This window comes from Methanosarcina sp. 1.H.T.1A.1 (assembly GCF_000979295.1).
Lineage (GTDB): Archaea > Halobacteriota > Methanosarcinia > Methanosarcinales > Methanosarcinaceae > Methanosarcina.
Genome location: NZ_JJQY01000006.1, coordinates 1 through 24,706 on the forward strand (window position 1 = coordinate 1; position 24,706 = coordinate 24,706).

Genomic DNA, 24,706 nt, shown 5'->3' on the forward strand with positions numbered 1-24,706 from the left:
AGATACAGGATTCAGGAGATACAGGATTCAGGAGATACAGGATTCAGGAGATACAGGATTCAGGAGATACAGGATTCAGAAGATACAGGATTCAGAAGATTCTCAACTATTTATTCCACTAAAATACAGTTGATATATATTGATTTTAACATTATCGATATGTGTGATTCCAAACAATACCTTGGCAATTATTGACAAACAGACTTTTGCGCAAGCTATATGAGCTTTCAGTGCGGGAAGGTAAGCAATGGCAAGAGATAGAAGAGATTATTATTATCATCAGGCAAAAGAGGATGGGTATCGGTCCAGGGCTTCCTACAAGCTCAAACAGATCAATGAGAAACATAAAATTATCAATCGGGGAGACTCAGTTGTTGATTTAGGTGCAGCTCCGGGCGGGTGGCTTCAGGTTGCAAAAGAGCTTTCCGGAGGGAAGGTTCTGGGTGTGGACCTGCAGAGGATCACTCCGATTGAAGGAGTCGAGACCATCATGGGCGACATAAACGCAGACTCGACAATAAAAAAAATTATCAAGATCGTCGGGGAAAAAGGTGCGGATGTGGTGCTCTGTGATGCAGCCCCCAACCTGTCAGGAAACTGGTCTTACGACCATGCGCGGTCAATTGAGCTTTCAACCTCGGCACTTGAGTGTGCAAAGAAGATCCTCAAACCAAAAGGAAACTTTGTGGTAAAGGTCTTTCAGGGAGACATGTTCAAAGATTATATGGACAAAGTCAGGGATAATTTTGTCCACGTCAAGGCTTATTCCCCGCAAGCGTCCAGATCGCAGAGTGCGGAGATCTACGTTGTCGGAAAGAAATTCCTTACAGCTCCTCTAAGGAAAGGAGACAGTTTCGTTGTGGATATCGAAAAGCTCGGCTCAAGCGGGGATGGAGCAGTGCTTATTGAAGGGTTCGTTGTCTTCGTAAAGGGAGTCGAGGTAGGAGAAAAGGTCAGGATCAGTATAACAGATGTCAAGCCGAATTTTGCGTTTTCAGAAGTTGCAGAACGGCTTGGAAAGGCTGAAAATCCTGAAAACTCTGGAAATCCTGAAAATCCTGAAAATCCTGAAAACTCTGGAAATCCTGAAAATCCTGAAAGTCCTGAAAAATCGGAGTAATTTTATCAGGGAGTTCAGTTAATAAAGTGAACTATATCATTCAGCAATGAAAATAGTCAAGCAGTAAAATATAAAACGAGTTTCAAACACGGTGATCCGGTTGATTGATCTTCATACTCACACAATTTTCAGCGACGGGGAACTGCTCCCCAGCGAACTCGTCAGGCGGGCTGTTATTCACGGCTACGAGGCTATTGCACTTACAGACCACGCAGACTATACAAACCTCGAACAGCTTCTTGATGCTGCAAAGAAAGCAAAATACCTGGAAAATGAATGGGATATTCGCGTCCTGCCCGGAGTCGAGCTGACGCACGTCCCTCCAAGAAAGATTGCTCCTCTGGCAAAGAAAGCAAAAGAGCTGGGCGCGGAAATCGTGGTCGTGCACGGAGAAACCATATCCGAGCCTGTCGCCCCCGGGACAAATGCAGCGTCTGTTGCCTGCGAGTATGTAGATATCCTGGCTCATCCCGGCCTGATCTCTCAGGAAGATGTCCAGACTGCGGCAGAGAATAATATCTTCCTTGAAATTACTGCGAGGAACGGGCACAACAGGACAAATGGTCATGTTGCAAGGCTTGCCCTCGAAATCGGTGCAACTCTTGTGGTAAATACCGATACACATGCTCCCGAGAACCTGATCACCGATGAAACCGCCCTGAAAATTGCAATGGGAGCCGGGCTCACCGAGTCAAGGGCAAAAGAAGCGTTTGAAGCATCTAAAAAGAAGGTAGCAGAGATAGTCTGAGCTGCACTTCGTGTGCTTTCTTCTCTGTTCATCTCATGTTTTCTTAATTTTTCCTGTTCTAAATTTCTTTCTCTTTTTCGGTTCTTCTTTTCTTTAGCTTCTTTTCATGTTTCTAACTTTGATTTTTTTATCAGTTTTATTATCACGGTTACGATAATGCCTAAATGTTGTTTTTGATTTTTTACATTTTTACATATCTCTTTCTTCGACTATTCCAGTTTTGAATCAACGTTGGTAAGTAGCAAAGTCAGAGGAATTTTACTTCAGAATTATTATTGAGGGTATAGTCTGGTTATTTATAGGATGTGCAATTAACCATAAATATAATTTACATTTAAAGAAATGTAATATTATTAATCATCAATTATTTAATAAAGTGGGTAAGAGGAAACGGATAGTACAGGATGTACTACACTAGCTTTGAAAAATAGAAGCTATGTGGGGGAGATAATGTGAAGAGTAAAACTCTATTTATAGTTTTTACTTTGATATTTCTGATGGGAGTACCATCTACAGTATCGGCAAGAGATATTATAGTGGGCAACGGAAGTGGATCAAGTTCTACAATACAGGAAGCTGTAGATGGTGCAGAAGCTGGAGATGTATTACTAATAAAACCTGGAACTTATGTTGAAAACATAAACGTTTCAAAAGCAAGGCTAACAATTAAACCAGAAACAAGTAACGTGTTTATTGAACCAGCAGACGTCACAAAGGCAACTATCATTCTAAGCAATGTTGGTATATCACTAACCGGCTTTAATATCGATGGTAGTGTTTACGTTAATAACGCATTGTTAGGTAATAATGAGTATTATCTAAACAATATGAGCCAGATAACAAACAACGTTATTGAAAATGGTGGTATTGGCGTAGGATCTGAGAGTTCCGGTATTATTATATCTGGAAACAAAATCACTGGTGGTACTGGTATAGACGTATCATGTTGTGGGGATTACAATGAAATAACAAATAATGAAATTTTAAATTGCCCTACAGGAATTTACGTTTATGATGAAAGATTTGTACCGCCTATTAGTGGTAACAAAATAAACAACTGTGATGTCGGAATACATGTTTCTGGTTTATCTTATGATCTCGAAAACAACGAAATCACAAATTGTGGTGTAGGAGTAGTAGCCGGAGAAACCGGTGGTGCAAATTTAATTGGAAATAAAATAATGTACTGCTCAGACTGTGGGCTTAAAGTACTTGGGTCTTTAGAAGCTAAAGGGGCCTATAATAATTATTTCAACAATACAGTGAATGTAAAGTTTGGAGACTTTGAAAATACATATCTTTGGAACAGCTCACTCACTGAAGGTACAAACATAATTGGTGGATCATATATTGGAGGTAATTATTGGGCAAAGCCGGATGGAACCGGGTTCTCTCAGACTGCTATTGATGCAAATGGAGATGGTATTGCAGATTCAGCTTATGCAATATCTGAAAAGAACTATGACTATCTACCACTCACAGCTAAGTATAACCCAGTATTACCTGCTTTCGACTTCACAGCCAATGTAACTTCCGGAACTGTACCTCTGGTTGTGTTATTCACTTATACTGGCACTGGAGAAACTCCAACATCCTGGCTCTGGAACTTCGGGGACGGGATAACCTCAAAGCATGCCCAAACGGCTACACACACATTCACGAAAACGGGAACATATAACGTTACTTTAACGGTGACCAATGCCGCTGGAAGCAATTCGGTAAGCAAACCCGGCTATATTACAGTTACAGCAACTTCGTCTGCTGAAAAACCTGTTGCAGATTTTTATTCTCCTGAAGCCGAAAAAGTATTGAGTGGAATTAATGATCAGGGAATTTTCGAAAATGAAGTTATTTCATTCTTTGACAATAGTACAGGCTCGCCAGGCTCCTGGCTCTGGGATTTCGGAGATGGAAATACCTCAACAGAGAAGAATCCCACTCATGCATATGGAAAAATAGGTGGGTATACTGTAAATTTAACCGTGAAAAATGCAGCTGGAAGTGACTCCATAAGTAAGTATGGTTACGTACTTATGGGAATAATGGACGAAGCTGCAACTCCTGCATACTTCTCGTCCGACGTAACTTCTGGAAAGGTCCCGCTAACAGTGACATTCGTCGACGACCTGGATGCTGAACTTCCAAATTATCCGATCTGGCGCGAGTGGGATTTTGGTGACGGGGTCATTCAAACTTATATGGTGGACGCTAACGACTCTGCAACACCATATGCAACGCATGTGTACGAAAAGCCCGGTAAGTACACTGTATCTTTATATATGGATAACCGCGGTGGCAAGTCTATCATAACAAAATATAATTATATCACGGTCACAGCTCCTGAAGCCCAGGTGGCAGATTTTTCTGCTAATGTAACATCAGGTGCAGCACCTCTGGTTGTTTTATTCACTGATACCGGCACTGTAGAAGCACCTACTTCCTGGTTATGGGATTTCGGTGATGGTATCAATTCAAAACACGCCATGAATGCAACACACACTTTTACGAAGCCAGGGACTTACGCAATCAGTCTGAATGTGGAAAATGCTGCAGGTAAAAGTACAGTAACAAAACCAGATTATATAGTCGTTACAGATCCAGCCGTTACCAGTTCCAGTGGAGGGAGCAGCCACAGTAGTAGCGGAAGCAGCAGCGGTGGTGGAGGCGGTTCTCCCGAACCTGCAAAAAACGTTGAGGTAAAGGAACTTTCCCAGACATTCATTACAAACGGCAAAGAGGTAAAGTTTGATTTCTCAAAGAATGCGACCTGTGTTGTATATGTAAGCTTTAACGCAAAGAGGACTCTGGGCAAAACCACAACCGTTACCGAGATGCTGAAAGAAAAATCCTCTCTGGTTTCCGAATTACCCTCTGGAGAGGTCTATAAGTCCTTTAACGTCTGGGTTGGAAACGGAGGGGTTGCAAGCTCAAAGAATATCGAAAACCCTGCAGTCTGTTTCAAGGTTGAAAAGGACTGGATACAGGATAAAAAGGTTGACCAATCCTCCATTACCCTTAACAGTTACAGCGAGGACAAATGGGGGCAACTGCCAGTTTCCCTGTTGAAAGAAGATGATAAATACCTGTATTTCACAGCCGAAACCCCGGAATTCTCTTCCTTTGCTATTACAGGGAAGGCAAAAAGCACTTTGGGAGAATCTGAAACCGGAGTAAAGCTTGAATCGGAGACCAGAATGGTTAATGAAACTGATGCGGGAAGTAAAGGATCTGAAGCCGAACAGGAAACCGACCCGAAAGAAAGTGCGAGCGCGCCGGGCTTTGAAATGCTTTACGGATTAGCCGGTTTGCTTGCAGTATTTCTGTATAGACGAAGGTAAAAAAGGCTGAATACTGAAGTCCAATGCAGAAAAACAACGGATGAAGAGACCTGAGTCCCTTCATCTTATTTTTTGATCTTTTTAGTTGCTTCCTACTTTTCCAGCTCATTTAATTCAATTTCATACCAGTTCCCGGAAAATTACCCTTGCAGACAGGGCGGATACCAGCAAACCAATAAAGGGAAAAGGGGCCTTTTGCCTTAAAAGTTAAAAGCCTAATATTTTTTATGGAATCAGAAAATGAATAGAAAATATCTCGCTAGCATGAAAAAATGGTAAAAATTCCATAGGCTTTAAAGGGTATATTTACCAAAACGATTGCAAGAAAAATTGTGAAAATTGAACGGACATCTGCGGAAAGTGAAATATAAGGTCAAATGTCTAATTGGAAACAATGTCATTTTTTCTTTTTGCTATAATAGAAATAATAGAAAATAAAGAAAATTACTATTAAGAGAATTAAGAATATTGCAATAATTAATTCTCCAGGTAGTATTTGGGTAGCATGACTTGTACTAGAACCAGAACTTGAAAAACCATTGTTCATACTCTTAATATGTTAATAAATTTTAAATGTTTTTCTGGATTTTTTATATTTTCAAAGTTTCAAACGATTTTCTCAATGAATTACCTGAATGTCATGGATGCTATTCTAGCAGCGCTCAATGGAACGCCGCTATTATCATGAGAATCCAGTATTTTGCTGAATAAAAAATACTTTTTTATCAGTGGCTGAATAATTACCTTATTTTTTATCTTTTCAGCTGCTTACTGACTCTTCCAGCTCTTTTTCAGTCATTTTCCAGCAATTATTCAATCTCTATACCATCCCGCTGAAAATAATCCTTGAAGCAGCAGCTGAGACCGCAAAGATAAGAACTGTAATCGGGAGCATGCAGGAGAGGTCATATTTCAGCTGCATCCGATCTCCTCCATATTCTATGGCTCCTGCAAAGCGCGTGAGGATGGCACTTATAAGGACAACGTAAACCCCTATTGCAAGCAGGAACTGGTCCGGAGGAATGGACTGGGAAAAAGTTTCGGGACTGATTTCCACAGGCATTCCGGAAAGGTCTGCGGGTACCCTGCTTACCCTTTCTGCTACTTGGTTCAGGATTTTTGTAATGACTTCGGAAAGGGCGAGGGTAATTCCTGCAATAAGAGGGGCAAAGATTGCAGCAGTTGAACGCATTGTTGAAGTAACGTCGTAGAGGGAACGCCTTATGCGCTCTTCAACTGCACTGAGCTCTTTTAAGTGATCTGCAAGCTTAACAATTGAAGCTCCTGCAGCCTCATGGTTTTTGTGGACGCTTTCAGTAAAGAGGAGCATGGTGTTTCGGATTCTTTCCGAATACACGTGCCTGAAAGCCCCGAATTCTTCGTCAAAAACGGCGTCCCTGAGATTTGTCCTCATGCTGAGCAGGTTCATGGAAATCTCCTCAAAGGCTTCCCCGATTTTTGAGCCTTCCATGGTTCTGGCTGTGTGGGCAAAGGCTTCTTCCGGGGCTTTTCCCTCCGAAATCCTTCTGCCGAGCACAAAAAGGGAATCTGCAAATTCCTGCTCCATCTGCTTTATCCGGTCTCTTATCTTCTTGTACGGAATAGATGAAAAATACAGGTAAATTGAGACCCCTGCAGTGCCTCCCACAACTAAAGGAAGGGCTGGAAGAAGATAACCCCCAAGAGGAGTTGTAGACACTATTCCTCCCGGGTTTCCGACTGCAAGCAGCAGATATCCCAGAGGAGCCATCAGGGCGCAGACCAGGGCTCCGGAGAGTATCGCAAACCTCTTTTTCTGCTTTATGTCTGCAAGGTCGGGATGGGAATCCGGGATCTTCCTGGGAATAAAGGCAACAGGCCTCTGCATCAGAATGTACTCTGAATAGACTGCTGCAAGGACAGGAAATACAAGGTCATACAGAAGGACGAGGTCCGTAATCTCGGGTTTCATCCCTACAACCGTGACCGCAGGCAGGAGAGCTACCAGGGCAAGAGGGATCAGGATGAAGATTGAGTAGAGCACGTAACTTGGGGTCTTCAGCTTTGCCGCAAAGGATTCCATCAGAGTTTCAGTGCCTTCAAGGCTGATGTCGAGAGCCCGGTTCAGGGTAATGACCCTCTGGGCTTCATCAGGCTCGGCAGTTGAGCTTTTGATCAGGTGCAGGGAACGCTTGAAGTATTCACTGTTTCTGCCCCACAGGTCGGCAAAAGAGAGGAGAGCGTCATCCATGCTGCTGTAGAGCCTCAAATTCAGGTCCCAGGTCAGTTTTTTTAAGTCACTGGCAAGCGGCCTCTCCGAGTTCCGGGCTGCAAAGAGCACGGCATGTTCAAGATTGGGGACCAGTTTCATTGACATGATGATATAGCTTAAGATTTCCGGGATGTCTCCAAGGGAGGATATTTTCATAAAGCCTGCCTTTATCTTCACATACTCACTCAGGTAGCAGAGGACTATCAGCGGAATGATAAAGGTCAGGGTTCCCATAATGAAAAGAGTCCGGGGTTCAAAACTTCTGGAAAGGAGAAGAAAAAGGTCTATTCCGATAAGCAAAATTAAGGTTACAAACGTCCCCACGTAAGAAAATAACACCGTCTCGAAGGCTTCAAGGTCAAAACCGGTAAACCGGAGGGCGTCTCTATACTCAGGACTCACGCTTTTTTCGCATTTCCTGCTGAATGCATCCGGGTCCTGAACAGTCCATCCCCACTGCTTTGTTGTGGTTTTGCAGGCTCTTACATACCAGCTGCTTTCTTCCATTTTCCTGACCTCAGACAGTTATTTTTACTTCTGGCAGCTGTTTTTCTTCTGATCGTTGTTTTACTTCTAGCAGCTGTTTTTCTTCTGATCGTTGTTTTTCCTCAGATGGTCGTTTTCCTTTTCCGGCCCGTACACGGGAAAAATTTTCAAACCAGGTTTCCCACTGCCTGTAAAGCTCTTCAAGATCGGCTCCTGAGATAGATTCGGGACCTGTTTCAAATCCTCTGTTACCTGTCTTGATGGAATCCGAAAGCAGCCAGAACATATTGTTTGCCTCGCTTACGGCTTCGGCTTCAAGCAGGAATGGACTGCGAACCCCTTCAGCTGCAATCCTTTCTTTTATCCGTGTCCTGAGTTCGATATTTTTCAGGGCACTGTCAATGGAAATTCCCCATTTCCGGGCAATCTTTCCTATAAGTTCGGACTGTCCCTGTTCAAGCACCTTTCCTGCAAGCAGGCAGTCCTGAGATGCATCATAATGCATGATGTCGGTAAAGAGCTCGGAAGGTTCGGGGTCTTCTATCGATGTACCGGTCACTTCTGCAATCCGGCTCACCCGTTTTATCTTTTTCATGCTCCCTCCGGGCCTGATGCCTGAGCATATTATTACCGCGTCGGTTGCCTTGAAAGAAGCAGGAGGGACTCCAAGGGTGTGTACGACTCTCTCGTATACGTTTTCAACGGATGAGCCGTGGATGGTCCCGATAACGGAGTTCCCGGCATTTCCTACCTGCATGGCTTCGTAGAGCACTTTAACTTCAGGCCCCCTGACCTCTCCCAGCACCAGAGAAGAACTCCCAAGCCTCAGGGCAGCCCGAAGTGCGGTTTCGGGGCTCATTTCCGCTCCGGACTTCAGGACTGATGAGTGGGAACTCATCCCCTGCACCTTCCAGCCCAGGTCCTGGAGCTGTTCTGTCGGGAGTTCGTGGGTGTCTTCGATTGTAAGGATCCTGTATTTCTGGGGAATTTCAAGCAGCATTGCCGAGAGGAGAGATGTTTTTCCGGCTCCCACCTCTCCGGCAACAAGGACCGAAGCCTGCCCGTCCATAAGGAAACTCAAAAACCCGGCTGCAAAAGGAGAAATAGAGCCCGTATTGATCAGTTTCGGCAGGGTCCAGGGTGTGAGGGAGTGTTTTCGGAAGGCGTATGCAAGCCCGTTTGCACTTAGCGGGTCTCCGATTACGGATACTCTTACCCCGAAAGCTTCAAGGTTAAGCTCAAGCACCGGGACAGCTTCTCCAAACGGCCTGCCGCTAATGGTCCTGAACCTTGAAACCAGAGAGTCAAGATCGTCCTGCGAGAGAAAGACGTTGCTTGTACATTCTTCTCCATCCATCACAACGTGCACAGGGTTCGTATCGGCAGGGGCATTGATGTATACGTCTGTTATCCCGGCATCGGAAAGGAGGTCTTCTACGATCCCGAGCCCGTTCGTGTACCTTGCAAGGAGGTCGGCATAGCTTTCAAGTTCATCCGGACTGCAGGCTTTCCCGCTTTCCAGCAGTTCTTCGCCCAGCAGGTCTTTTGCCATGCGTTTGAAGTACTCCCTGGCTCCGGTCGGGTCTGCAAAAGCAAGATCTTTTGGCCTGTGCCGGATCATCCTTTTTCTGACGGTCTCAAGCAGCCTGAGTTCCTCCTGCCTCAAGTTGTACTCGGGAGGCCTGATCATGTACAGCTTTTCCGGCCTGTCGGTGTAGCGGTAAATAGAGACCTCAAGGTTTCTTCCTTCCCTGCCGTTTATGTCATAACATTCGAGAAATTCGGTATTTTCAGGAGCTTCGGTGTAAATTCTCGAACTGGAAAAAGGCGGCCTGACGTGAGATTTGATCCTGCTTTCGTAGTCGAAAAAATCCTCATCTTGTTTTTTGTTTTCTGGTCTTTTGTTCTCTTGTCTTTTGTTTTCTGGTCTTTTGTTCTCTTGTCTTTTGTTCTCCTGTCTTGGATTCTCCTGTCTTTTGTTCTCTTTTTTCTTTCCAGTGCCGGGAAATGAGAACGGAATTTTTTCGGATAAAGAGGCAGGGGTTACTTCTCCCGAAATGTCTTCTATCAGGCTTCCGGTTTTCTTTCCTGCATTTCCTCCAATTGTTACCTTTAATTTTTTCCATTCCTTTTCTTCTGAACGGTTTACCTTTTCTTCCGCACTTTCTAACCAGCCTGCTTCCAGACAATAACCGGACTTTTTGAGGACAGGAACTTCAGGAAAGCCAGACATTTTCTCTTCGATTTCATTCAGGACGCTGTAGAAACACTCAGAGCATGCAAGGCAGACAGGAGTTGCATCCGGAACTCTGCCAGCCATTTTTCCATGAATAATCTTTTTCAATTCCAGCCGGGCTTTTAATGGGTCAGTTTCCACGGTTTTGGCAAGGGCAGAAATGATCTCTTTTCTCTCAAGGCTGCACCCCTTTTTTTCGGACCGGTCGCATGCCTCAGGAACAACTTCAGCGCTCCTGTATGCTGCAATTGTTCCCTTGAAACCTGCCAGAGCATAAAGTAAAGCCAGGGATTTCCCTTCGTAGTCCCGTTCATAGAGCCTTGAGAGTACAAAACAGTCTGCATGAATTTCTTTTTGGAGGATGCCGAAGATGTTTTTCCTGCAGTACGAATCATTAAGTGAAGACCCTGCATCACATTCCTTGCAGTTGATTACAATTGTTTTCCGATTTTTCGTCTGCTTTATCCTGTGCGGGCAGTTTTCCTCTTCCTCTTTATTTTTTCCTTGAAGCAGGCCCTGATTAAGGCTGTTTACAGCGTCCTGCAGGCTGCTGGCAGCATCCTGAAGTTTTAGCATTATGTCCAGAATTTGAACCCCCATTTCCCCGGATAACCTTGAAATTTATCTTCAAATGTATTAAACTTTTTCTATTAATAATCCTCCGTACTTTTTTAGATTGAAGTTTGATAATAAATATAAAAATCACATCAGTTCAACACTGGTCCATGTATTGTTATTCACGTTCAAGAGACGCTAGAAGACAAAAGATGGACATTCAAATCTTCAATCTATCTGAGAAATACTTTCGTGGAACTCTTGATGAGGCACATGGAACATTTGAAGTATACCGTAGTCTTTACAGCTACAGATTTAATATCTTTTCTGGAAAAATTTTCTTTAAATTTGCAAATAATAATAAAGAATTAATTAATCTGATTACCAAAAATAAACAGGGGGTTAAATAAGACCAAAATGAAATTTTACTTGTGAATCTGAAATAAAAAAATATATTACTAGCAAACAAAAGGTAAGGAAAAATCGGAACAAATAATAGCTTCAAAGGTGGAATCGATTTTTTAAGACTAGGGGTTGGAGGTATCCAGAGGTAATTAAGAGACAAATATCAAAATTACGAACATTTGTGGGAACTTACATAAATTTATTTTTAAGAGTATTAAAAGAACTGTGAGTGAGTTGGAAGTAATTTTTTACTGCAATAACGGAAAAATTGTATATATTTCTTACAAAACAATTATATTGCTATTATATAAAAATATAGATGGTAACTTAAGTTCCAATTTAAACTCTATTTAAATATTCTGCAGTTACGAATTTTATCTTTAAGCAGTAATGTGCTACCAATTAGTATTACAGCCCAACCGGAAATATTATGATTCGAAACTAATACAGATCCGGCAGCAATGATTATTGCAGAAAAAGCGCTTAGGACTGTATAGTCTGATTTCATACTATTTTTCAAGTTTTGAAAGTACAATCCCCTTGTTAGCCCATGCCTCTACTAATTTAGGATTTAACTTTATAGCTTCCTCAAAATCAGATAATGCTTCTTTTTGTAAATCCGAGTAGTAATGAGCTAAACCACAATTAAGATAATCAATTTGATCAAGCTTGAACCCAACATTTCTAGATATCATGCTAAGTTCGCAGAGTGATATAAATTTAAGTTTGATGTCCAAAGTAACTTTATATTTAGGTAAAATATATCTATAATTTTGAGTTTCATCTTTTAAAAAATTGATTTTTGGAAACAAAGCATTTGATAACCTTTCTTCAAGACATTTTCGCTTTTTGTGTTCTGAATACGAAATGTAAACTGCAGTGACAAGCAAGATAAAAATGATTAAATAATATTGGCTCTCTGTCAAATCATTAGCTCCATGAAACCTAGCTAATTATGAAAAAACTTTTTACATTCTTATACGTTACTAAATGATTTCAACAACCTCTAATTTCAATAGATCTGATATATACTAACTATAAACAATCTGTCAGGTTTTGGTTTTTTCAAATTCTCTTTTTATAGGTAAAAACTAAATTTAAACTTGCGAAGTCTAAAAACAAATAGATGTTGTTATTTCTCTGATTTTTTTCTTGTCTTCTTTTTTCTTTGTGGGAAAGACCGCTCTCCTGCATCGAGCGTGACAAAAATGACGAGAGACAGCGAATGACGTTTTATGGGTCCGAAAAATCTAAAATTCAGTCCTCTTGAGCGTAGCGAAAAGGACCGCGTACTCCCGAGGCGCAATTCGGGTGCCGAAGCGAAACTCGGGTGGGTCAACTAAAGTATCTGTTTTTGGGTCTTACGTTAGGGGAGAAGAGAAACCAGAAAGCGATATTGACGTCCTGGTTGAGTTTGCTGAACGGAAGAGCCTGCTCACTCTGGTAAATATAGAACTGGAGCTTTCTGACTACCTGGGCATAAAAGTCGATTTGCTTACTGAGAAATCGATAAGTCCTTATCTGATTGATGAAATTAAAAAAGAAGACAGAGTTATCTCCGAATGATGCCTTATATAAAAGTTGCTCAAATCCTATATATAATTAATAGCTTTTGAATAGCTTTTGAATAGCTTTTGAATAGCTTTTGAATAGCTTTTGAATAGCTTTTAAATAGCTTTTGAATAGCTTTTGAATAGCTTTTGAATAGCTTTTGAATAGCTTTTGAACTACCCTTCTATCAGAAATTGAGCGCGTAAATTACCTGCTGGCCTATTTTCCCATTTTGTTTCAGGAGTTTTTTGTCAAGCATATCCTGTATGTCACGATTTGCAGTGGGCTGACTGACATCACATATTTCCTGATACTCATTGCTTGTGATCTTACCATTTTCTTTTAAATATTCAATCGCTTTTATCTGCCGGCTGCTCAACCCTATCTGTCCGAATTTCTCTTTCATAGAACGGTCGCTGCTCAGCTTCAGGACCGTTTTTTCGACTCTGGAAATTTCCACGGCAATGCCGAAAAGGAAATATTCGAGCCATTCGGTCAAATCCCTGTCCCCGGCATCCGCACTTGAAAGGGCGGAGTAATAAGAGGTGCGTTCTTTGTTGTAGTGCTCTTCAAGAGCGAAAAACCGTTTTGTGTCAAAGCCTCTCTTTGTCAGGACCAGGGTGGCAAGAGCCCTCGCGGTTCTCCCGTTTCCGTCAACGAAGGGGTGGATTCTGGCAAGTTCATGGTGAGCGACTCCTGCCTGCACGGCGGGCATGAGGTCAAGGGCATCTTCGCTGTTAAGCCACTCGACAAGGGCTTTTGCCAGGGCAGGGACTTCAGCAGGTCCCGGTGGGGTGTAGGTGACTTTCCCGGTTTTAGGGTCTCCGACAACGACCCGCACTTTCCGGTAGTTTCCGGCAGAATCATCAGGAAGGATATTTTTTGCCGTAAGCCTGTGGATTTCCAGGAGAAACTCTTCGGTTATGGGTCCGTTTTCAGGTAAGGAATCGATATATTTCAGTACATCTACATAATTCCGGACTTCCTTTTTGTCCTTTTCGTTTGCAAGGACCTCTTTTCCCTCGATAATAAGCTCAACTTCCTCAAGAGTAAGGGGGTTTCCCTCGATGCTTGTCGTGTGGTGGGCCTGCTTTATCAGGGCTTCTCGCTGGAGTTGTTTTTCCCATGCCGGAATCAGAGGGCTGTTTATGATGACTTCTCTGGCAGCCTGGATCCTTGCAAGCAGGCGCACGATTTTGTTTGTGTACTTGAAATTTGGCTGAAACATCCATTTATCCGCCTTTCCATCCCTTATTAAAAGAGTTACTCCTTTTGTTATTAACTTAGCGGGAATTTATTTCCGCACTCATTGCGGATATTTCCATAAAATTGCTGCAAAAGATGAAACTGAATCCGAGACCCGGGAACCGTGAGTTCTATTTCAAGGGAGTTTGCTATGTTAGTATTCAAAAATAGCTTCAGTAGTTGGCTCTGCCAGTTTCAGCACATCTTCTTTAAAGGCGAACAGGTTCTCAAAAACAGCTGAATTTTGACCCATCAGGAGTTCCTGCTTTACTCTCTTGCCCACGATATCATCGCTTCCCTCTATCAGCCTGAGAACAACCGAGCCGGGAAAGATTTTTGTCTCACAGGTGACATTATCGCAGTCCCCGTCTGTGATTCCAATAATCGGGATTCCAAGCCTGAAGAGGATGTCGCCTGCAATGGCTGTGGTGTCGTCTCCAACTGTAACTGCAAGTTCAGCCCCGGAAGCCAGTTCATAGGAATTTTCGGCGGCGTGGTCTATAAGCACAACTTTTCCTGCTCCTACCCTTCCCCCTCCCCAGGAAATAGGGCCTGATTTTTGGGAACTGGAATTTTGTTTTTTGGCATCCGGGAGTAAGGAATTGCTTCTTCGGATATCCCCGCTTTTTACCCAGGCTCCGGAAAGGTCAACAGGGTCCCTTTTTTCGTAATTATGGAGCTTTTCAAGTCCGTGCTCCTTTATTTCTCCTCCTTCGATTGCGGTAATGAAGCCGTTTTCGGAGATTATTCTTACTTCGGAAGATAGGGCTTTTCCGATCACGAGCCCGTTTACAAGGATGTTTTCTCCCGGAAATACACCTGAGATTTCGCGGATGATTCGGGCTTTTCCGGTTTTCGAGACGTTTTCTCTGGAAACAGGATTATGAAAGCTCAGAAGCTTTTCGGCAGGAAGTCCAAAGGCTTCAGAGAGTTTTTCAATGTAGCTGCCGGCTTTTTTGTTCAGGGGTATTAGCTTCCCGCCGGTACAGCCCGGGCTTTCTATCTGGATCAGTGGTTTCTTTTCAGGGTCCTTCAGGCGAGAGGCAACCTTTGCTCCAAAAATCATGCCTGTTTCGGGCGTTTTCCCCCTGTTAAGGAGGCATACAAGGTCTGAGGTTTCAAAAAAGGATTCAATGCAGGCGCTCGGCTTGAGGTGCCTGCTTATGTTTATAACATTTTCAAGCCCTGCATCAAGGACAGCTGTCTTTCCCATGGCTCCGCCAAGCTGAGCCTCTACTTCACCTATGCAGGAAAGCTTTTCCAGAACGATTTCCGCTTCTCCCGAATCGATTACTTCGGGCCCGTGGATTACCAGGCTGATTTTCATTCTCATTTGATTAACACTTAAGGGCACATGTTATATTACCCTTTATTCATCCCCTTGTGTGCTCCTGATACCTGCCTGAACAACGTGTTGTATAATAATTATCCGATTATTATCGAAAATTACATTATGCATTGTTACGTTCTGACAAAAACATAAGGAAAGAGGCAAAGAGATGGCTGACGTAAAAATTACCTGGCTTGGGCATGCTGCTTTTTTGCTCGAAGCCGAAAAGAAATTGCTGATTGACCCTTTTATTTCCGGAAACCCGAAAGCTCCATGCACCCCTGACGCTCTGGACCCCGACATCATAGCCGTAACCCACGGGCACCGCGACCACCTTGGAGATGCCATCGAGATCGGAGCCCGGACCGGCTGCCGGATCATCTCGATTCATGAGGTTGCAAACTATATAAAATCAAAAGGAGTCTTTGCCGAAGGCATGAACAAGGGGGGCACAATGGAAGTGGAAGGGGTGACCCTTACCATGACTCAGGCGCTTCATTCCTCCTCAATTGATGCTTCATGCTTCAGTTTCGACGGAGGTAGCCCGGCAGGGTTTTTGATAGGTATTGGCGGGCATTCCTTTTATCATGCCGGAGATACGGGTGTTTTCGGGGACATGCAGCTTATAGGAGAACTCTATGAACCCGAAATCGCCCTGCTGCCCATAGGAGACAGGTTCACCATGGGAATAAAGGAAGCCGTAAAAGCTGTGGAACTGATCCAGCCCAAAATCGTTGTGCCAATGCACTACAACACCTTTGATGTCATCAAGCAGGACCCTGAAGAGTTCAGAAAAGCTGTGGAAGCAAAAGTTGATACGAAAGTAATTATTATGGAACCCGGGGAATCGATCAAGTTTTGATTTTCAGGGTTTTTCTTTTTTCTTTCTTCTTTTTTCTTTCTTCTTTGTTCCGTTTCGTTCTTTTTTTCTTTCGTTCTTTTTTTCTTTCCTTCTATTTCTCAATAAAAATGAAGTGGAAAAAATAGAAGTAGAAAACCCGGGATTTCAGATCCCGAGCTTCTTTCTCTTTTCCATGATGTGCTGTTCGATCCCTTCAACTGCTTTCACTGCATCCATTTCCACGCTCAGGACTCCGCCTGTAACTTCCCGGCAACCTTCTGTCAGCAGTTTGACAAGGTTCGGGCCTCCGGTGACGGTCGGGACAGGATTTACATAGGTGTAGAGCCCGAGAGCCAGGGCAAAGATGGCGTCGATTGTGGCTTTTTGCTCCATGTATTCGGGGGCTGCTGCAGCAACAGGAAGGTCCGGGACAGGGACTCCTCCGAGGGCTCCGGAGATTGCTCCCAGGAGGTCGGCAAGCCGTCCGGTGTCGGTGCAGGTCCCGTAACTGAGTACTGGAGGGACTCCGAGGGCTTCACATACGGCTTTCAGGCTGTCCCCTGCAAATTCCCTGGCTTCGGGGGAGCAGAGGCCTGCAACCTGCATGGCTCCATTTCCGCAGCCCATAGACAGGACCAGGATGTTCCTCTTGATCAGTTCTTTTACCACCGCAACGCTGTGCACATCCTGCCCGGAGTCCCTTAATGTAGTGCAGGATACCATTCCGACCACTCCTTTGATTGCACCGCTTTTAATGGCATCAAGGAGAGGGTCGAGGGTGCCTCCGAGGGCGTCAAGAATGCTCTCGGTTGAAAAGCCGACAACTGCCTCTTTCATCGGGAGTTTCAGGGCGGTTCCAACCGAGCTTTTCCTGTTTTTGAAGTTTTCAATTGCCATATCCAGGAGTTTTGCTGCCTGCTTATCGGCTTCTACCGGGTTGTAGTTCAGGCGCTCGGTGATGCCTTCAAAAGCCACGAGTTCGCTTACGGGCATGAGTTTGAAGCCGTATTTTTTGGCGTAGAGGGGAGCTACCGGAAGCGAGCAGTTCATGTCTGCGGCAAAAAGGTCCACACTCCCGCTTGCGAGCACCGCTTCCTGGGAAATCCAGTTTCCGGTAAAACCGTAAAATACATTGTCTTCCTCCCACCTCTGGATCATTTCCTGCCCGGTTTCGATGCTGGCAATGATCCTCAGGCCTTTTGCCCCGGCTGCTTTTGCTTTTTCCTGCCATTCGGGCTTCCGGGCAAGCTGGACCATGGCAAAGCCTATGAAAGGTTCGTGCCCGTTCGGAAGCACATTTATGTACTCAGGGTCCAGCACGCCGAGGTCAACCCTCATCATGTGAGGCCTTGGGATGCCGAAAAGGATGTCCTGGCAGTACTCGTTTACAATCTGGCTCTGGTATGCCATCGCAACTCCCAGGCGCATGGCTTTTAAGGCCAGGCTCACGTAGTACCCGTCCACGTTTGTCAGGCAGGAACTTGTTGAAAACATCATCTCCCCGTAGATCCCGCCAGGGAAGATGTCCAGTTCCTTCCACTTCTCTTTTCTTTCCGGAGGGGCAAGGAGCTCCACAATCCGGCTCGGCTCATAAGCAGGCCTGTTAAATTCTTTTTCTACAAACTCGCACAGGCGGAGGGCAACTTCGGAGTCCGTCCCGCTGGTTTCTAGCCCCAGCCGGCTTGCAAATGTCCTCAACTTTTCAGGTTCACTTATTTTGTAAGGGGTGTTGCCCTTTGCGGTTTCCCTCAAAGTCCGGATTGTCTGGTCTGTATGGTAGTGATAAGTCGAAGCCCCCATTACGTTCCTGAGCAGCATCATCCGCATTGCCATCCCGTCAGCAGTGATCCCGCATACCCCTCTTTTGTCCTTTTCAGCGTCCGAACGACAGGGCCCATTGGAACACAGGTCACAACGGGCTCCTGCCATACAGAAAGTGCATCTCTTGTCCGGAACTCCACCTATTCCCTGAGCCTCATAGCGGTCCCAGACATTTGTCATATTATCTTCCTTTATCCGCTCATACATCTTTTGAACGGACTCGTGATAGGAAATCCTTTCTTTGTCCATGGTTATTACTCCCCGGCTAACTGCCGCTCCCTTCTCCTTCTTACCTCAAAGATCAGGAGGTCCCCTCCAGGCATTACATTGTATGAACATTTTCTTATGAAGCAAATATCCATCAGTAAGCCTGGTTGTAGTTATCAGTATATCGGCGCAGGAAATATTTACAATTAATTAGAAGCACGGTAGCTGTTAAGGAAGTATGCGGACTGTTTGAATAAGAAATGTGTTGACTGTTTGAATAAGAAATGTGTTGACTGTTTGAATAAGAAATGTGTTGACTATTTGAATAAGAAATGTGTTGACTGTTTAAATTAGAAGCGTGCTGACTGTTATACTGCATTATACCGAATTTGAGAAAAGGTACGGAAAAAAAGCTAATCCCAGAAGGTGCAGAAAAAAAAGGCTGATCCTGGAAGGCACAATAAGAAAGGAAGAAGTTGTACCTGCGTTAGTTTTTTGTGCCTTCCATGGTTTGTGGAATTTATACCTTACTCAAAGTTATACATTATTCAACACTGTTTTCAACACTGTTTATATCTATCTTATAAGTGTGGTTGTCCTCAACCCGGAAAGTAATTGATTTATCCTGTTCCGTTTCATAATCGAGGGACTTTTCGAGTGTAGTGTCGTAGACCTGTGTGTCGTTTCCTGCAGTTATGTTTACGTTTACAAGAGCGCTGGCACCATTTGTATGTGCGTCGAATGCAACCAGTTTCTCATTATATTGCAGGTTTTCAAAACTTGCATCATATGTATTCCTGCTGATCTGGTTGTATTCATAAAATGACACTACGGTCATGTTGTTTGATTCATAGTTATCCACCCAGTCATGGAACTTTGAGCGGCTTATTGAGTATTTTATTGCAGGTTCCACGTCGAGTTGATGGGAGAATACCGGATAGGACATGCCTGCTCTTGACGCTGGCTCCCACCATTCCCATGTATCATCGTACAGGTTTCCTACATCCCTTTCCGCGTGAATTGCTGCGTCTCCGTTTCTCCAGGTCATTCCTAAGTTTTCGTATGCATAAATTGCATGAGTAAGGTTATCACGATTTCTCAGGCAGCACCAGCTTGTTGGTTTCTGGCCTAGTTTTTCAGACACGTACAGGTATTCTTCATCCATTACCCTGTATGCTTCTTCAAGTGGAAGGCTGTTTAACTCCTTTGTATAGTGTATGCCAACTTCCCAGGAATCGTTAACAACCAGATTGCGCAGGTACTCAACGTATGTGTCATTTGATTTCTCAAACATTCCCTTATCAAACCACATCGTACCTCTATACCCTTTGCTGTTCAGGTAGTCGATTCCTTCCCCGGTTGTATTCATTGGTAAAGGTCCGTCAAGTCCGAACGGGATCATCTTACTATCCCCGATTGCAGTTATGAGTTTTCTCTCCGTTGTCTGGTTTATATCGTATATGTCAACGTCAAGGTAAGTTCCTTCTCCAAGGATAAAAGCGGTGAACTTGATATATCCACTTGAAAAATCGATATAAGGAAGCTTTTGCCTATCTAGATTATAGAACGGGGTAACTATGGAGTTTCCATCCTGTGCGTAAATTGTGTTTGTTTTGTTATAACCGTCAAATATTATTTTGAAACTTGTTTTTTCTGACGCGTCACCAAGAATAACTTTTTCGTATTTGGTTTCTCCAGAAGAGTCTCTGTAATAACTTTTAAGTATAGTCTGACCCTCGCTTTCTCGTATAATCAGTCTTGAACCCGGACTATCCAGTTCAACAAAGCTTTGCGGGTCATCTGCACTTATGTCCATTGAGATTTCATAGGCACATTTTACCATTGGGGTAAGGTTGCATATGTACAGGGCCCCTGCCTGCCTTGGTTCCTCGAGGTAGTGAATTATCGGGACAGAGGTACATTCACAAAAAGTAAAAATATCCAGGGTGCTTCTAAAGTGCTCCAGGTATTCATTGATTCCAAAACAAGAGATAGTATCCATACCCGGAAGCAAACTGCATGGAATTAGAGGAAAGTCTCTTACATTACTATACTTCAGCCCTGTTGAAGGGTTGTTGAAAAACAGTTCTGATTCTTGCGTTGCATATATACTTGAATATAGTTTATCGTAAGCTTTTTCTCTCTGAACCTTTGCGATAAAAACATTAGCTGGAAGATTATTTATTTCAGAGTAGTTCTGTGAAAACAGGATGATGCTTCCCTGATTAATATTCTCAACCATTTTTGAGCTATCCGTATCCGGGGATGCGTATGCCTCTCCTATCCACAGGTAACTTATCATAAGTAGTATGAAAATAAACACTTTTAGATGACTACAATTCCTCACTAAATCACCAAAATTAATTTATAATTTCCATCTCTACACTCACCATGAAGTTTTATACCTTTTGACTCAACAACCTTCGGAAGGGTATTCTGGAAGCTCTCCGCTTAACTGTTTTTAAAATTATATTTGGAATGTTTGGGTCTTGCTGATGTATGTAAATTTTTTCATTATCCGAAATTTATATTTTCCAGTAAAAACTTCGTTTTATCTATTATCACCTGTTAATTAATGTTTTCTTTTCCATTCGATTTGTTTTTACATAAATACAATCATGAACTTCCTCAAATAACAGGTACAAGGAAATGAAAGTACTTCTCAAGTTACAGTACTTTCATGCCAGGAAAGGGAATCATAGGGTTATTGGAATAACTATGTGAATTTGTGAGTAATGTTCGTCTATATCTCAATAACGGTCTGAATTTGGGGTTTAAAGCGCAGATTTAAATTATATTTAAAACATAACTTTGCTATAGTTTACCTAACTATAGTTACCTAACTATAATTTACCTAACTATTGTTTACCTAACTATTGTTTACCTATAACATTTTATAGCATCAATACGAAATCACCGGCATGAACATGACTACAAATATAAAACAGATTCCACTAGCTTCCGGAAGCGGAGTTTTTGAGCTGAATATCGCTGAGAAAAACATTTCCAGCTTGATCCTGCCTTCGGAACCCGATAAAAAGGAGGATGGGGCTCTTTTAATCCGGAAAGCGCTCGAGAATCCCATAAAAAGCAAGAGACTTTCCGAGATTGTAAACCCGGAATCCAGAATTGCAATTATTGTGAGTGATGTTACGAGGCCCACTCCCACTGCAAAAATTCTTCCTCCTCTGCTTGAAGAGCTTTATTCAGGGGGAGCAAGGGATGAGAACATCACAATTATCTTTGCTCTCGGGCTTCATCGCCAGCAGACTGAAGAGGAGTCAAAGAAACTGGTTGGGGAGGATATCTACAAAAAAATCCGGTGCATCCAGCACGACACTTCCAGGTGCAAACGGATTGGGGTAACCAGCCGTGGCACTCCCATTGAGATATTCGAAGAAGTTCTTGATGCTGATTTTGTTATTGGGACAGGGGGAATCGAGTTCCATTACTATGCAGGATATAGCGGTGGGGCAAAGTCCGTACTTCCCGGCGTAAGCTCTGAGGAGTCTGTGCTTACCAACCACAAAATGATGATAGAGGAAAACGCGGTTTCCGGAAGGGTAGACAGTCCTGTAAGGCAGGATATGGAAGAAGCTGCAAAGGTCTTTGGCCTTAAATTTATTCTTAATGTTGTGCTTGACAGCAAAAAAGGGATAGTTGCTGCCGTTGCAGGTGATTTTATCGAAGCCCACAGGAAAGGGGTCGAGATTGTGGACGCCATGTATAAAGTGTCCGTAGAACCTGCAGATGCTGCGGTCGTTTCCTGCGGAGGCTATCCTAAGGACATCAACCTCTACCAGGCAAACAAAGCCCTGGACAACGCAACCCAGGCTGTAAAAGACGGCGGCTCGATCATCCTTGTAGCGGAATGTGCCGAAGGGATAGGAAACCAGATCTATGAGTGCTGGAACATGGAATGCAAAACTCCGGAAGATGCAATAGAGCGCTTCAAGCACTGCTTCGAGTTCGGAGGGCACAAGAGTGCAATCGTTGCAAAAGCAGCAAAGAAGTTCAAGCTTTACCTTGTCTCGAAGCTTCCGGAAGATAAAGCCAGAACCGCATTCTTTACTCCGATGGCAAGTGTGCAGGAAGCCCTGGCTGCAGTCCTTTCAGAAAATCCTGATGCAAAGGTTCACCTGATGCCTCATGGGGGGCAGACCCTGCCTGTCCGAAAAGAAAATTGAAGGATTCTAAAGAGAACACAACAGGTCAAAGCGGCAGAAATTTCGGTCTCAGTTCTCTTTAAAATCTGTATTTCTTTCTTTTTTTTCAGGGCCTCCAGACAGGCTGGCGGAGGCGCTTGTATTTACCTGTGAATTAAAAAACGTTTATCGGGGCTAAGGAAAGTATTCTCTCAGCCCCGGAGTATTTCTCCAATGTATTGTTTCTCTTAATTGTGGTGTCATTTTGTCGGGCGCTTTTTAGCTGGCTGACAGGTCGGCTCAGATACGGTGCTGTGCAGGGAGAGAGAACTAAAAGCTTTTAGCTCCGGTATTCCGTAAGAGATGTGCCAATAATCAGGGAAAATCAAAAAGAGACGAAATAGAAAAAGAAGTGGCGCATAAAAATGCGCCTGATTTTTTTAAAAAAGGGAACAGGCTTAAACGCCTGTTGATTCAGTTGCCTTGTGTGACACTGGCTCCGACATTTCCTCTTCTTCGTCTTCAAACCTGAGCCTGTAAGCCTTCTTCAGGAATTCGGCTGAAGGTGGGACTGTCATAAGGCTTACCACTATCAGGGTAAGGAAAGCGAGTGGGGTTGCAACCAGAATAGGGTCCACAAGGGGCCAGGTGCCGGTAAGTAAAGTTTCCTTTCCGAAGATTGCCAGGCAGATCTTGAGAGGCACAGCTTCTTTTGCATGTACAAAGATCAACCAGAACAGACTGCTTATCGAGCCTACAACAAGGCTCGCAGTTGCTCCGGCTCTTGTTGTGCGCTTCCAGAAAAGTGCTCCCATGTAGAGAGGCAGGAAAGCGGAAGTGCACAGGCCCATGAACATGGCAGTAGCCCTCGCGATGATGCTTACTGGGAGGATGTAAGCCAGAGCGACCGAGACCAGGATGGTAAAGGCAATTCCTAACTTCGTAGCGTGGACGGCTGTTCCCGTGGACTTGCCGTTCATGAGGCCCTGCTGGTAGAAGTCGTGCCCTATGGATGTGCCCATTGTGTGGAACTGGGCAGCTGCAGTAGACATCGCAGCTGCGAGCAGGCTGAGCATGAAGAGTGCTACAAAGGTCTCGGGCATGGCCTGGTTCAGGAATTCGGGCATTATAATGTCAGTGTTCCCGCCCGCAACCTGAAGGGAAATCATGCCTGTAGTCCTGTAGAAGTAGACGTTGGAAAGAGCTCCCACAACGTATGCGACTCCTGCCATCATCAGGATAAAGGGGCCTCCCACAAGGACTGCTCTTTTCAGGGAGCGGTCATCTTTTACCGTCATGAACCTCACTGCGAGCTGTGGCTGGGCAAGCACCCCTATCCCAACTCCCAGGGTGATTGTGGAAATCATTGTCCACCAGATAGGGGAGTCGAATGCCGGCATTGCAGTCCAGCCCCTGTGCCCCTGGTCAACAAGGGCCTGAGGAACAAGGCTTGCCATATCAGTAAGAGCCTGGTGGGCTTCTACAACTCCTCCCAGTTTACTGTAGGTGAACACCAGCAGAAAAGCCATTCCCAGCAGCATGAGGGTACCCTGCATGGCATCCACGTACATCACTGATAAGAGGCCACCTTTAATCACATACGAAGCAATTATAATTGTAAAGATAAGGAGAGCGAGGTTGTAGTTGATTCCAAGCGTGGTCTCAAGGAACCTTCCGGCCCCTATGAGCACACTTGCAGCGTAGAGAGGCATGAATATTGCTATTAGAAGCCCGGAAAAGCCCTGGATGAACCTGGACTGGAAGCGTTTTCCTATAAACTCAGGGTAAGTTATGGACCCCAGGTTCAGCCCCATGCGCCGGGTTCGAGGGCCAAAGACCACGAAGGCGATGAAGATGCCGAAAAAGATGTTCATAAAGACTAGCCACAGAAGTCCCATTCCCAGTGAAGCGGCTACTCCTCCAAACCCTATTATTGCGGAAGTGCTGATGAATGCAGCTCCGTAGGAGAGAGCCATAATTGCCGGGTGCACCTGTCGGCCGGCGAGCATATACCCATCGGTCTGGGAATTTTTCTTATACCCCAGGCGGGCAACGTAGAAAGTGCACGCAAGATAAATGAGAACAAACAGGATAAGAGTTGAAGTATTGACTGCCATAAAAATCATTCCTGAAGAATTCAAGTTGCTGTTTTTTCGCAGGAGTTGTCAAAAAAGTCTGATTAAAAAGGCACTTTGAGCTGAGGTTCCCGGCACAGCTTACTGGTCCTGAACCGCTGCTTTTGGAGTGCTGCTTTTCACTGTCTGCTCTTCGTCCTCGCCTTTCCAGTTCAATGCCCCGTAAACCATACATCCGAGAGCACTTAATACACAAGAAACATATGCAAGCCAGATCTGTGGATCATCGATTCCTAACATCTACTACACCTACCAATATAATCTTCTGCCACTAGTTAACATGACACTTGTT

General features: G+C 44.1%; 17 protein-coding genes. 8 read left to right on the forward strand and 9 right to left on the reverse strand.

Annotated elements, in window-relative coordinates; genetic code table 11:
- From EO95_RS18105 to EO95_RS18390, 4 genes are all read left to right on the forward strand, one after another.
- Positions 1-195, forward strand: a 195-nt coding sequence (locus EO95_RS18105) for a hypothetical protein (protein ID WP_235282795.1), incomplete at its 5' end; no start/stop codon positions are given.
- Between the two features lie 52 nt (positions 196-247).
- Positions 248-1,120 (forward strand): 23S rRNA (uridine(2552)-2'-O)-methyltransferase, encoded by an 873-nt coding sequence (locus EO95_RS00855; RefSeq protein ID WP_156163940.1) that lies wholly within the window; start codon positions 248-250, stop codon positions 1,118-1,120.
- A 100-nt stretch (positions 1,121-1,220) separates the two neighbouring features.
- On the forward strand, positions 1,221-1,868 hold the full coding sequence (locus EO95_RS00860; RefSeq protein ID WP_048131379.1) for a histidinol phosphate phosphatase domain-containing protein: 648 nt from the start codon (positions 1,221-1,223) through the stop codon (positions 1,866-1,868).
- A gap of 452 nt (positions 1,869-2,320) precedes the next feature.
- Positions 2,321-5,206, forward strand: coding sequence for a PGF-pre-PGF domain-containing protein (locus EO95_RS18390; protein WP_082105872.1), 2,886 nt, complete (start codon positions 2,321-2,323; stop codon positions 5,204-5,206).
- 820 nt (positions 5,207-6,026) lie between these two features.
- Here the strand turns inward: EO95_RS18390 and EO95_RS00870 are convergent.
- Together EO95_RS00870 and EO95_RS00875 are read right to left on the reverse strand one after the other, a co-directional pair.
- Positions 6,027-7,964, reverse strand: a complete 1,938-nt coding sequence (locus EO95_RS00870; protein WP_048131381.1) for a hypothetical protein — start codon at positions 7,962-7,964, stop codon at positions 6,027-6,029.
- Between the two features lie 10 nt (positions 7,965-7,974).
- On the reverse strand, positions 7,975-10,779 hold the full coding sequence (locus EO95_RS00875) for a type II/IV secretion system ATPase subunit (RefSeq protein WP_235282796.1): 2,805 nt from the start codon (positions 10,777-10,779) through the stop codon (positions 7,975-7,977).
- Between the two features lie 167 nt (positions 10,780-10,946).
- On the opposite strand from EO95_RS00875, the gene EO95_RS00880 reads away from it, so the two are divergent.
- Positions 10,947-11,144 (forward strand): hypothetical protein, encoded by a 198-nt coding sequence (locus EO95_RS00880; protein WP_048131382.1) that lies wholly within the window; start codon positions 10,947-10,949, stop codon positions 11,142-11,144.
- 504 nt (positions 11,145-11,648) lie between these two features.
- Here the strand turns inward: EO95_RS00880 and EO95_RS00885 are convergent.
- Complete coding sequence (locus EO95_RS00885; RefSeq protein ID WP_048131383.1) at positions 11,649-12,065, reverse strand: hypothetical protein; 417 nt, start codon at positions 12,063-12,065, stop codon at positions 11,649-11,651.
- A 379-nt stretch (positions 12,066-12,444) separates the two neighbouring features.
- Here EO95_RS00885 and EO95_RS00890 point away from each other — a divergent pair, with 379 nt between their 5' ends.
- The gene (locus EO95_RS00890; RefSeq protein ID WP_235282802.1) at positions 12,445-12,705 is read left to right on the forward strand and encodes a nucleotidyltransferase family protein; all 261 of its coding nucleotides are present in this window, start codon (positions 12,445-12,447) and stop codon (positions 12,703-12,705) included.
- Between the two features lie 172 nt (positions 12,706-12,877).
- Here EO95_RS00890 and EO95_RS00895 read toward each other — a convergent pair whose 3' ends face one another.
- The gene (locus tag EO95_RS00895; protein ID WP_048131385.1) at positions 12,878-13,918 is read right to left on the reverse strand and encodes a Fic family protein; all 1,041 of its coding nucleotides are present in this window, start codon (positions 13,916-13,918) and stop codon (positions 12,878-12,880) included.
- Positions 13,919-14,089: 171 nt separating this feature from the next.
- Positions 14,090-15,268 (reverse strand): DUF2117 family protein, encoded by a 1,179-nt coding sequence (locus EO95_RS00900; RefSeq protein ID WP_235282797.1) that lies wholly within the window; start codon positions 15,266-15,268, stop codon positions 14,090-14,092.
- Positions 15,269-15,434: 166 nt separating this feature from the next.
- On the opposite strand from EO95_RS00900, the gene EO95_RS00905 reads away from it, so the two are divergent.
- Positions 15,435-16,127 carry a metal-dependent hydrolase gene (locus EO95_RS00905; RefSeq protein ID WP_048131386.1) on the forward strand — a complete coding sequence of 231 codons (693 nt, stop codon included), beginning with the start codon at positions 15,435-15,437 and terminating at the stop codon, positions 16,125-16,127.
- Between the two features lie 144 nt (positions 16,128-16,271).
- On the opposite strand, the gene cooS is transcribed toward EO95_RS00905, so the two are convergent.
- Together cooS and EO95_RS00915 are read right to left on the reverse strand one after the other, a co-directional pair.
- Positions 16,272-18,176 carry an anaerobic carbon-monoxide dehydrogenase catalytic subunit gene (gene cooS / locus EO95_RS00910; protein WP_048131387.1) on the reverse strand — a complete coding sequence of 635 codons (1,905 nt, stop codon included), beginning with the start codon at positions 18,174-18,176 and terminating at the stop codon, positions 16,272-16,274.
- Between the two features lie 502 nt (positions 18,177-18,678).
- Complete coding sequence (locus EO95_RS00915) at positions 18,679-20,436, reverse strand: hypothetical protein (RefSeq protein ID WP_235282798.1); 1,758 nt, start codon at positions 20,434-20,436, stop codon at positions 18,679-18,681.
- Between the two features lie 625 nt (positions 20,437-21,061).
- On the opposite strand from EO95_RS00915, the gene larA reads away from it, so the two are divergent.
- On the forward strand, positions 21,062-22,321 hold the full coding sequence (gene larA / locus EO95_RS00920) for a nickel-dependent lactate racemase (protein ID WP_048131407.1): 1,260 nt from the start codon (positions 21,062-21,064) through the stop codon (positions 22,319-22,321).
- 416 nt (positions 22,322-22,737) lie between these two features.
- On the opposite strand, the gene EO95_RS00925 is transcribed toward larA, so the two are convergent.
- On the reverse strand, positions 22,738-24,396 hold the full coding sequence (locus tag EO95_RS00925; protein WP_048131389.1) for a sodium:solute symporter: 1,659 nt from the start codon (positions 24,394-24,396) through the stop codon (positions 22,738-22,740).
- 99 nt (positions 24,397-24,495) lie between these two features.
- Positions 24,496-24,654 (reverse strand): symporter small accessory protein, encoded by a 159-nt coding sequence (locus tag EO95_RS17950; protein ID WP_200894968.1) that lies wholly within the window; start codon positions 24,652-24,654, stop codon positions 24,496-24,498.
- Positions 24,655-24,706 lie beyond the last annotated feature (52 nt).

Coding starts and splice junctions, on each gene's coding strand:
- EO95_RS00855 (WP_156163940.1), top strand. CDS start 248: ATGGCAAGAGATAGAAGAGATTATTATTATCATCAGGCAAAAGAGGAT.
- EO95_RS00870 (WP_048131381.1), bottom strand. CDS start 7,964: ATGGAAGAAAGCAGCTGGTATGTAAGAGCCTGCAAAACCACAACAAAG.
- EO95_RS00875 (WP_235282796.1), bottom strand. CDS start 10,779: ATGGGGGTTCAAATTCTGGACATAATGCTAAAACTTCAGGATGCTGCC.
- EO95_RS00880 (WP_048131382.1), top strand. CDS start 10,947: ATGGACATTCAAATCTTCAATCTATCTGAGAAATACTTTCGTGGAACT.
- EO95_RS00895 (WP_048131385.1), bottom strand. CDS start 13,918: ATGTTTCAGCCAAATTTCAAGTACACAAACAAAATCGTGCGCCTGCTT.
- EO95_RS00900 (WP_235282797.1), bottom strand. CDS start 15,268: ATGAGAATGAAAATCAGCCTGGTAATCCACGGGCCCGAAGTAATCGAT.
- EO95_RS00905 (WP_048131386.1), top strand. CDS start 15,435: ATGGCTGACGTAAAAATTACCTGGCTTGGGCATGCTGCTTTTTTGCTC.
- cooS (WP_048131387.1), bottom strand. CDS start 18,176: ATGGACAAAGAAAGGATTTCCTATCACGAGTCCGTTCAAAAGATGTAT.
- EO95_RS00915 (WP_235282798.1), bottom strand. CDS start 20,436: ATGATAAGTTACCTGTGGATAGGAGAGGCATACGCATCCCCGGATACG.
- larA (WP_048131407.1), top strand. CDS start 21,062: ATGACTACAAATATAAAACAGATTCCACTAGCTTCCGGAAGCGGAGTT.
- EO95_RS00925 (WP_048131389.1), bottom strand. CDS start 24,396: ATGGCAGTCAATACTTCAACTCTTATCCTGTTTGTTCTCATTTATCTT.
- EO95_RS17950 (WP_200894968.1), bottom strand. CDS start 24,654: ATGTTAGGAATCGATGATCCACAGATCTGGCTTGCATATGTTTCTTGT.